At 41.0% G+C, this 10,051-nt stretch carries 8 protein-coding genes and 1 pseudogene; 8 read left to right on the top strand and 1 reads right to left on the bottom strand.

Going from position 1 to position 10,051, the window contains the following annotated elements; genetic code table 11:
• The 5 genes and pseudogenes from ASF12_RS18440 to ASF12_RS35745 form a co-directional block, all read left to right on the top strand.
• The coding region (locus ASF12_RS18440; protein WP_155973283.1) for a sensor histidine kinase at positions 1 to 372 on the top strand (372 nt) is incomplete at its 5' end.
• Positions 373 to 730: 358 nt separating this feature from the next.
• Positions 731 to 964 carry a hypothetical protein gene (locus ASF12_RS18435; protein WP_327204926.1) on the top strand — a complete coding sequence of 78 codons (234 nt, stop codon included), beginning with the start codon at positions 731 to 733 and terminating at the stop codon, positions 962 to 964.
• A gap of 110 nt (positions 965 to 1,074) precedes the next feature.
• Complete coding sequence (locus ASF12_RS18430; protein ID WP_056037713.1) at positions 1,075 to 2,004, top strand: alpha/beta hydrolase; 930 nt, start codon at positions 1,075 to 1,077, stop codon at positions 2,002 to 2,004.
• Between the two features lie 120 nt (positions 2,005 to 2,124).
• Positions 2,125 to 2,838 carry an acetate uptake transporter family protein gene (locus ASF12_RS18425; RefSeq protein WP_063892598.1) on the top strand — a complete coding sequence of 238 codons (714 nt, stop codon included), beginning with the start codon at positions 2,125 to 2,127 and terminating at the stop codon, positions 2,836 to 2,838.
• A 115-nt stretch (positions 2,839 to 2,953) separates the two neighbouring features.
• Positions 2,954 to 3,168 (top strand): annotated as a pseudogene (locus ASF12_RS35745) (group II intron reverse transcriptase/maturase); the annotation flags it as partial.
• A gap of 197 nt (positions 3,169 to 3,365) precedes the next feature.
• Here ASF12_RS35745 and ASF12_RS18420 read toward each other — a convergent pair.
• Entirely contained in the window at positions 3,366 to 4,313 is a 948-nt protein-coding gene (locus ASF12_RS18420; protein ID WP_056037710.1) for an alpha/beta hydrolase, read from the bottom strand.
• Between the two features lie 126 nt (positions 4,314 to 4,439).
• Between ASF12_RS18420 and ASF12_RS18415 the strand changes: the two genes are divergently transcribed.
• The 3 genes from ASF12_RS18415 to ASF12_RS18405 all read left to right on the top strand — a co-directional run bounded on the left by ASF12_RS18415 (position 4,440) and on the right by ASF12_RS18405 (position 10,046).
• Complete coding sequence (locus ASF12_RS18415; protein ID WP_056037709.1) at positions 4,440 to 4,946, top strand: TetR/AcrR family transcriptional regulator; 507 nt, start codon at positions 4,440 to 4,442, stop codon at positions 4,944 to 4,946.
• Positions 4,947 to 6,595: 1,649 nt separating this feature from the next.
• Positions 6,596 to 8,146: a tannase/feruloyl esterase family alpha/beta hydrolase gene (locus tag ASF12_RS18410; protein ID WP_056037705.1), complete on the top strand. Its 1,551-nt coding sequence runs from the start codon at positions 6,596 to 6,598 to the stop codon at positions 8,144 to 8,146.
• Positions 8,147 to 8,444: 298 nt separating this feature from the next.
• The gene (locus ASF12_RS18405; protein ID WP_056037702.1) at positions 8,445 to 10,046 is read left to right on the top strand and encodes a carboxylesterase/lipase family protein; all 1,602 of its coding nucleotides are present in this window, start codon (positions 8,445 to 8,447) and stop codon (positions 10,044 to 10,046) included.
• Positions 10,047 to 10,051: the final 5 nt, after the last annotated feature.

Genomic DNA, 10,051 nt, shown 5'->3' with positions numbered 1-10,051 from the left:
GACATCACCATAAATCTGGAGTTAGATAAAGTTATTTATAGTAGCAATGAAGAAATGCTACAGCAGATTTGGATCAATCTGGTGGATAATGCAATTAAWTTTTCCCACAAAGCTGGTATGATCGAAATCACCCTTGCCATAGTTAATGAAGAAATTCATTTYAGTATCCAGGATTATGGGGTTGGCATGGATGAACATACGAAAGCCCATCTTTATGATAAGTTTTTTCAGGGGGATGCATCTCATTCCAAAAAAGGGTATGGACTGGGACTTCCTTTGGTAAAACGCATAGTAGAACTTTGCCAAGGCAATATTATTGTTCACAGCGAGCAAGGTAAGGGCAGTAAATTAACGGTTGTCCTTTATAAATAAATTTTCGTGAATATAATAAGGCTAGCTTCGGCATAAAACGGAGTTAGCCTATTCTTGTTTAACCTAAATAGCTGCTAAGAAAAAATTCGTCTGGTGCAGATACAACAAGGCATGATTCTGTTAAAAAGTAAGAAGAGAGAGGTTCTCTAGCATATCGGGAACCTCTTTTGTGGTGCTTGATGAGGACCGGTCCCCTTGTATTAATTACTTAAACAATTTTTGGACTGCCAAACTTTAGAATGCGATACATATGTTTAAATTCCTTTATTTCACCCTTAGGGCCCCTGTTCTATAATTAGGGAAAATAAGTCTACGCTAGCTTGTGTAGGTCACAAAACTACGGCAAAAGGATTGGAATGTGATAGGGAGCGATAAGGCCATGCTGATTGATACCAGCTATGGCCTGACCGACATGCCGCAGGCCATTCGGGAAATCACTGCTCTCCCGCTGCTGGTCGTCAATACACACGGCCATATCAACCATACTCACGGAAATAACTTGTTTGATACTGTATTTTTATCCCATTTAGACAATCGGGGAGACTTAGAACAAGCGTGCGACCGAATTCTGGCTGTAGAAATTCCTACATAGGACAAGAAACAGGGGCGGTTCGCATATAACAAGATAACCGTTACGTTTGAACTTAAAAAAATTAACGCAACGAGCCATAATGGATTGTGAATTCAAGGAGGATAGACGGGATGGTAAAAAGGCTTAAAATAGCTTTGATAAAATACGTATTAAGAAAAAAACGAAAGAAACTAATGAAAAAAAATCTTATTGGAGAGCGCTTTATTGTCCCAAGAGTTGGATTGGATGGAGTGGAGACGATTTTGTATCGTCCAAAGACAGCCGGCTCAGAAACAATTCCGGTTCTATTTAATGTACATGGCGGAGGATTTGTAGGCGGAGATGCTTCGCAGCTAGATTCTTATTGCAGTGAAATGGCAGAACGAATTCCTGCATTTATCGTCAATATAAATTATAAAAAGATTGATGTCCATCCCTTTCCCTATCCTCAAATGGAGTTGCATGATACGGTTCTATATTTTTCGGATCATGCAAATGACTATGGAATTGATCCATCAAAGTTTGTCTTAATTGGTTACAGTGCCGGCGGCCATTTATGTGCGGGGGCAGCAATGAAATTAAAAGAAAACGGGTTTTCTCTCGCTGGTCAAATTCTTGCATATCCATTTCTAGATTTTACTTTTGGTAGAACAGACGATGCAAAAATAGATAAAACGGGAAAGGTGATGGGATTGATTGAAGAAGTTCTCTTTCCCGATTTAAATGTAAGAGAAGCGTTAGTTTCGCCTGTATTGGCAAGAAATGAAGATTTGGCAGGCCTAGCACCTGCAACAATTATTGTATGTGAAGAGGATGAACTTCTTCCACAAGCAGTTCAATACGCAAAGCGGCTGGAAGAGGTTGGTGTTCCTGTTCGTTTCAAACAATATCCGGAGGCCAAGCATGGTTTTTTAGAAGTAAACCACCCTGAATATGCTGCTGAGAAGAGTATCGCTAGGTCCCCTGAGCAGGAAAAAATTATGTGTGAGTGTAAGGAGTATCTCATACAACAATTAGCCCAATATTTCAAGGCTTCGTCCGGACGGGAATGGAACATTTAAACGAAAATCCTCCGACTATTAGAACGAAAAAATTGTGAAAGCTGCACTAAGTATGTAGTAACCAATACAGAAACGACCGCAAACTAAAGCGAATGGGTTGTTGGAAAAGTGAGGAATAATATGGAATCAAAAAATCAATTGAACGCGTGGGCCAATCCGGCCCCGGCAGGATTAGTTGCATTGGCTGTTTCATGCTTCTGTTTTTTTGCTTTATTCACTAATCAAGTAACAGATGCCGCGAAACCTCTTTTGGGATGGTGGCTTATCGGAGGCTTTGTGGTCCAATTGGTGGTGGGGATCTTTGAACTGAAAGCTGGCAATACAGCGGGAGGCAATACGTTTCTCTATTTTAGTGCTTTCTTTATGTTAGTCGGAGGTTCTGAACAGCTCTTTAAATTTTATATGGCTCATAATCAGATTCTTTTGGACTCTCGTATCGATGGATGGGCATGGTTATGTCTTTCTATTTCTTTACTGCTCTGTACTCCAGCTTATTTTAAATCACCATTTTTTCTATGTCTTGTTATAGTTATTTTGGATGTTGCACTGCCGATACTGGCTTTAATGGACTTGGGAGTCTTATCGTATCGATTTTCCCATATCCCCGGCTGGCTATTATTGGCAGCTGGAACGTGTGGAATCTATCTGGCCTCAGCCATTGTAGTCAATGATTCGTTTGGACGAAAAATCTATCCGAACCCGGGACCACTAATTAAAGATAAGGAAGGTTCGATGCTGGGGGAGATGTGCATCGAAAATATTCCATTACTAAATGAAACTGATTTAAAATCAGCTATCAAGCCGACGCTGAAACGTGACGCTGCGGAAGCTTAACCGAAATAAGGCTCCCGAGGAACTCGCTATGAGTTTCTCGGGAGTTTTTCACATCGCTTTGTGTAAATGAAAATCCTTCCCCAATTGTACCTATAAGAAGATGATGGCAAGTGTGATTCTACTGGACGAATTGGACAAAGAACTGACCGAACGAGGCCTGCGATTCGTAAGCTACACGGACGACTGTAATATCTGTGTGGGGAGTAAGCGAGCAGGAAGCATCTTATGGAATCGGTAAACCGGTTTGCAGAAGGAAAGCGAAAAGTGAAACGGGAGGAAAGTGCGGTAGCCAGACCCTGGCACTGGAAGTTCTTAAGGTTTAGATTCCTGTGGCTATTCTCACCTAGTCTCAGCGAGGAGCATGGTAAATGTCCCGGAACACGAATAATGCCCTTTCACTTCCTATAGGGAAGTAAAAGGGCTGAAAAGCTCGCTTTCACGTTATCTAGAACTTTGTTCACCTTTTGGAACAAGAACTTGTACTATCGATCAGACAGATAGATGTTAGTGTTTATCTGAATAATAATTTAATTTGACTTTGAAAAGAATGAATTAAATACTTCAATCAAATCGTCCTCTGCTTGAAGCCCGAGTTGTTTTTGCTCTTCAGTTGTATATTTTAGTTCCTCATCATTTTCAGGTTTCATTACCTCTGACGTATCCATAAAAGGATGGAATGCCTTCTCGTAAGAGAATACCTGAGTCGGTATGCCTGCCTTATTCAAAACGTCTATATATGGCTTAGCAGTATTAGAAATCTCATCTTGACCGGCTAAGACAAAAGCAGTTGAGGCAAGAGGCACTTGTGAATCACTCTTGATCCCTTCCTCAATCAAATTTGGCGTAAGTATTGGAATAACATCAATTAGGTATGGAACTACTAGGACTTGTCCTGCCAATTTAAAATTTTCTGATTGCAGTAATAGGGAGGCATTTGCTACATGATAACTACCCGCACTAAAACCCATAGTCGCAAATTTACTGGAATCAATATTGTACTCATCCTCATGCTCAGCAAAATAATAGATGGTGTCTCTAATTTCTTCAGCAGGATAAGGAATAAATTTTTCATCCAGTTTTTTATAGTTAATCGAGACAATCATCGCCTGCCACTTTTCCATAACTCTAGCATTAAATGAATCTAGCATGTCTGCTGCCCCACCAAAAAATCCTCCACCATGCACCATGAATATAACAGGTAATTTTTTATCTTCACTACCCTTTGGACGATATAGAATGGTTTCTACATCATCAACCCCATCTCGTGGTACAGTAAATCGTGTTCCCAACAACTCATCATCAGACTTTACCCACTGGGCTCTATCTTCAGCCGCATCTCCCGCAACTAACCGAGCAAGTTGTACAGGATTTGTTACAAAAAAGATGGCTGTTCCAGCGACCAGGAGTATAAAAACCCCAAAACCAATGCCTAGTCTTTTCAACCATTTTCTATTTTTTTTATCTTCCTTCTTCATCAGTACAGTACTCCTTTTTTGTCTATTTGATAAATACATGTTGCACATATATCATTGATCGTAGTGTATGGTTTTGATTAGGTCAATTACTATAGAAAAAATGAAACAGAAAGGCAATTGTGTAACATGAAAAATAAGGATAAGGCTAGTTATGTAAAAGAAGAAATTGCACGAGCATTTTTTCGATTGTTTGAGGAAAAAGATTTTCCGGAAATATCTATCAAAGAAATCACCATAAAAGCTCAAGTTAGTCGGGTCTCATTTTACCGAAATTTCACAAGCAAAGAAGATATCTTGCGATATTATATCCAGCAAAAAATGAGTAAATGGAGACACACAACCGATTTAGTAAAGGCATCTAATTTTAAATTAGTTATTGCCGACCTTTTCGAACATTATAAGCAACATAGTGAATTTTATCTTCTTCTTTATAAAAGAGGTTTTTCATATTTAATTTTAGAAGATATTCAGGCCGTTTGGGGGGCAAGAGAGAACCAAACTAATAAGAATGCTTACGTCTACGCATATCTCACTTATGGTTTATTTGGTTGGATAAATGAGTGGTTTGCAAGAGGAATGCAAGAATCCACAGAAGGTATTCTAGGGCTCTTTGAGGAAAAAGACGAAAAATAATTTACATTTAATATCTTCAGATCCTGGATGTTGATGAGTTAGCAACCGGCGGTGGTGAAAGAATAGTTAAAATTATTATTTTTTCAACGAAGGTCGAGATAAAGATATTTATGAAACGGTTAAAAGAAGGAGCAAGCACCTGCACCTATTCGTTTTAACTGATGACATTTCACATTCTGGTTAAACTATAAGAATAAATTTGTATATTAACTCGACCTTGTACCAAAAATAAAATGCGAGCTTCTGATCATCTTTCAGAGCTCGCATTTTATTTTATGAAAAGTGATTTAAATATAATTTTCCTGCACCAATACTACCTAATGAAGATGAAACTTTTTAACTTTGCACTTCGGTTCTAGCAAATCGTTACGTTACAGGTTAATACACGTTTAAAGACAAACCAGCATTTTTTGCCAAGCTCTTAGTGAATTCTGGGTCCCAAGTAACGTGTTCGGAATCCTTGTTGGACGGAATGGAGCGGGGTAAACCACGATTCTCAAGATGATTTGCGGTTTGGTAACTCCAACTAGGGGAGAGTACTCGATTTACGGCAAGGTTGGCTCAAGTCAGCTGCTTCCATGAAGTCGCGAATAGGTACGCCCGATAGTTTTCATTTGCAGGGGGAACGATATGCAAAGATCTTGGAGAAAGTGGGCATTTATACGAATATTAAATACTTCGATACTAATCATGGGTATACGGTCGAGAAGACGGATGAAAACGGCAAGACTGTTAGTGTAGTTGATATCGAAAATACCGAAGCAGGTGAACAATATAAAATTGAGTTGCTCCAAAATATATTTAATAAATGACTAATTAGCCAAACAATGTGGTCGATGATTCGTTTGGACGAACACTATATCCGAACCCGGGACCCCTAATTAAAGATAGGAATGGTTCGACTTAGATGTACACCGAAATTATTCCATAACTAAAAGAAAATGATTTAATAACAGCTTTCAAGCCGGCGCTATAAGGTGACGGTGTTAACCAAAGTAAGGCTCCCGAGGAACTCGCTATGAGTTTATTGGGAGTTTTTTCACATCACTTCGTGTTTATATTGACAAGAAATTAGATAACACAAATGAATATAAATTAAAAGAGTTGCAGCTAGCACTTTCCGAATGGTTGTTTGGATTGAGATATCGAATGTTGCTTATCCGTTATTTCATGGCTGGTAATATGTTTCTATAATGAAAGCGTAATTAAAAATGGGAGTTTGAATGAAAGTGAAATCAAAATGGGTAGCTGCTGTTCTTTCTGTTGGGATGCTCACTACTGCTAATCAGTTGCAACAATGGAAATATCAGTAACGAGACCGAGAAGGGTGAGGCTAGACCAGATGCAACGAAGAAGCTGAATATCGTGAATGGAAAAATCGAGCCAGCAGCGTCTTTGCGTTCGATAATGCCTTACATGAGCTATGAGTCCGATTATCCGCTTGAATATTTCAAAGGTGTACGATGCGATGCTTCTGTCCATGGATGAAGAATCCTCGCGTGTAAAGGGAACATTACATGGTCCGGTAACGTCCACCTTGTCGTCCAGAAATAAGCTACTGCTTAAAAACAAGCATTTTTTGTGATAGGTCATTAGAAAAGCGAAGAGGCTCTTAAAATTAGATTGAAAAAGCGAGAGGGGGCATAGACATGTTAATTGAACACGAAGCAAGAGGGAAACTGGAATCCCTGATAATTAAAAATGGAGAAATTACAAAAATCGAATTTGTGCAAGCTGGTGTGCCGGATTTCGGTCTTAACTTGCCGTTGCAACCACTTCCAGAGTACTGTCGCGTTTGCGTTCGATTGAACCCGGAAGGCGAATCGAATATTTTGATCGAAGTATGGATGCCACTCACCGATTGGAACGGTAACTTCCTCGGGACTGGAAACGGGGGCCACGCAGGTACCATAGACCGATTTTCATTGATTAATGGAATCCGTCGCGGATATGCTACAGCCAATACAGATATGGGGACCTCCCCGGACCCGGATATGCTTATAGGTAAGCCGGAAAGATGGGTTGATTTCGGTTATCGGGCAACGCACCTTATGACAGTCGTTGCAAAGGAAATTATTAAAGCGTTTTATGGTAGAGCGCCTAAATTTTCTTATTTTACAGGAGGCTCCACTGGTGGTCAGCAAGGCCTTATGGAGGCACAACGGTATCCGGAAGATTACAATGGGATTCTGGCAACGGCACCAGCCAATAATCGTACTCATTTACACATTGCTTTCATATGGAATTGGCTGGCCTTAACACAGGATCCGGATGCCGGGTTTGACGAACAACAGGCTGCAACCGTTACGGAGCAGATCCTTGCGCATTACGGCGCCGAAGGCGGATGCATCCCTGGAGACCATTTTATGGCACAGCCTGATCAGATAACCGTTAATACGAATATTTTTAAAGACGGTAAACTGTTGAATGATACACAGATCCGTGCATTGGAAATCATCTATAACGGTCCTGTAAACCCAGTAACAGGAGAACGGATTTTTGCTCCGGTTAATGTACATGGCAGTGAGCGTTTTCCTTTGGGGCTTTCCGCTCAAAGCAATAAGGATGAGTTTGCTAAAGGTTTCCTTTATCTATTCCGCTGGATTTTCGGCAAAGACTTTGACTTCACGAAGTTTGATTTTAATCATGATGTAGATTTCGTTGACGAACAGTTGGCCCCGATTCTTAATGCAAATAGCACAGAATTGCAGGATTTTAAGAACGCCGGCGGAAAAATCATCATGCTGCACGGCACGGCCGACCCGATTATCCCGTACACGGACTCCCTACAATACTATGAGCGGGTGATCGAAGCGCAGAACGGTCTAGAGAATACGCAATCGTTCTTTCGGTATTTCATCATCCCGGGGCTTGCTCATGTCTTCGATGGTCCAGGCGTTCAGGACATTGGAATCGGATTCCGGGCAACGCCCAAGGATAGAGAGCATGACGCGCTTACCGCACTTTCCTTATGGGTAGAAGAGGGGATTGCTCCAGAACGGCTACTTCCTGTTGCCTTTAAAAATGGCTCTTTGCTGAATGGTTTTTTATTAGACGAATACGAATATGAAAGGCCTGTATACGCCTATCCGAACCAAGCGGTATATGAATCGGGAGATCCGAATAATCCGGAAAATTATAGGAAAGAGAAACGGATCTTTGGGAATTTTCCAAAACCTGCTCCCGAGTACCTGGCTTGATGGTACAACTCAGTTAAATGAGATAATTTATCATACAGGCAAAGATACTAGCTTTGCTGACGCCGAAATACAATGGCGTCAGCTTTTTTTATAATTGTGTACCGACAACTTAATAACGAGATATGTATGTTTATATTCCTCTATATCAACCGCTAAATACCCGGACCTATAATTATATTGTGACCGATGAAAATGAGGGGAGCAGTAGGATGGTTTGCGAAAAAAGTGAAAGATATAAAATGTTAGGAAATAAGAACTTCATCCAAAGTGATGGATTAGGATTGGGGGAGTTACTTCTATGAAATATGGAGAAAAAGGGTGGTCACTGGTTAAGGAAGCTAATCCGGTTGTAGAGATTAATACCGGGAAAATCAAAGGGTTTAACCGGAATGGGAATGGTGTTTTTTTAGGGATTCCCTATGGTGACAACTGCGATGGAGAATACCGCTTCAAAGAGCCCCGTCCCGCTCTTCAATGGGACGGTATATGGGATTGCACGCGATACGGTCCTATTGCAATGCAAGAGCAGGGGTCACTTGAAGGAGTACCGGAACCAGTGAGAAAAATACTGCTGGATTATGGGAATCATTTTACCGGAGGCATTCCGTTTGACAAGAGTAAAGAATATTGCGATGAGAATTGCTTAGTACTGAACGTGGTAACTCCTGGAGTTGATGAGAAAAAACGGCCGGTCATGGTTTATATTCATGGCGGTGGTTATACATCCGGCTCGGGTGCAGTAACCGCAGCCATTTGTGATTCGTTGGTGGATGAAGAAGACGTAGTGATTGTGACCGTTAATCATAGATTAAATATTTTTGGCGGACTGTATCTTGGAGAGTTTGATGAGGCATACGCTAATTCTGGACTTGTAGGGCAGTTAGACCTGGTTATGGCTCTGCAGTGGGTCAAGAACAATATTCAAAAGTTTGGCGGTGATCCAGCTAATGTTACTTTAATTGGTGAATCCGGCGGCGGAATAAAAATCGGACACCTGATGGCGATGCCTGCTGCAAAAGGCCTTTTTTCAAAAGCAATTAATATTAGCGGATCCATTCCGATCGGAGCCAAAACAAAAGAACAAGGGACGGCAGAAACCTTGAAAGTTTTGGAACAATTGGGGATTGCAAAAGAGGACTGGAGAAAGCTTCTGGAATTACCTGCAGAAACGATAACGGATAGTCTTCGAGGGTTAAGGTTGATACAGGAAGACACTACTCCTTTTTATCCAACACCGGATGGGGTACATATTCCATTTAATGTTGAACGTGAGTATAAAGCCTATGCTGTTTCAGCAGAGGTGCCGCTTCTGGTAGGTGCTTCAGAGGAAGAACTGCATATGGACTTATTAAAGAATCCAAAGATGACTTGGGAAGATGTAAGAACAGAACTGCTTAATCAAGAATTTGCGGAGGTGCAATCCTTAAAAGGCCTGTCAGAAAGTAATGTAGACACGCTAATCCAGACCTTCCGGAATGCGTGCAACGACCAAAAACGTCCATGGCAGATTTTAGTGCAAATTGTTTCCATGCGTCATTTTCTAGGAGGGGGAGCCTATAAATCGGCCATTGCAAAAGCAGGGCAAAAGACTGCGCCGGTATGGCATTATATGACGACCTATGATACTCCGATACCTGGCATGGAAGGTTTGGCTTGTGCGTGGCATACAGCTGAATTACCATTGATTTTTCGTGCTGTTTATCATGAAGAAGCTGAGAAGCTTTCACGGCTCTTGGCCCATTCCTTTGCTTCTTTTGCCCGGACCGGTTCTCCGGAAACGGATGAGCTGGATTGGCCTGAATTCACCGTGGAAGATAAGAAAACAATGTTATTTGACGAGAAATGTACCTGGAAATATGATCCCTATAAAACTATTCACGATATTCTGGCACTCTTTTAAGTAGA

Origin of the sequence: Paenibacillus sp. Leaf72 (assembly GCF_001422685.1) — a bacterium.
GTDB lineage: Bacteria > Bacillota > Bacilli > Paenibacillales > Paenibacillaceae > Pristimantibacillus.
Note: the sequence above shows the minus strand (reverse complement) of the source record. Positions and strands in the feature narration are given on the sequence as shown.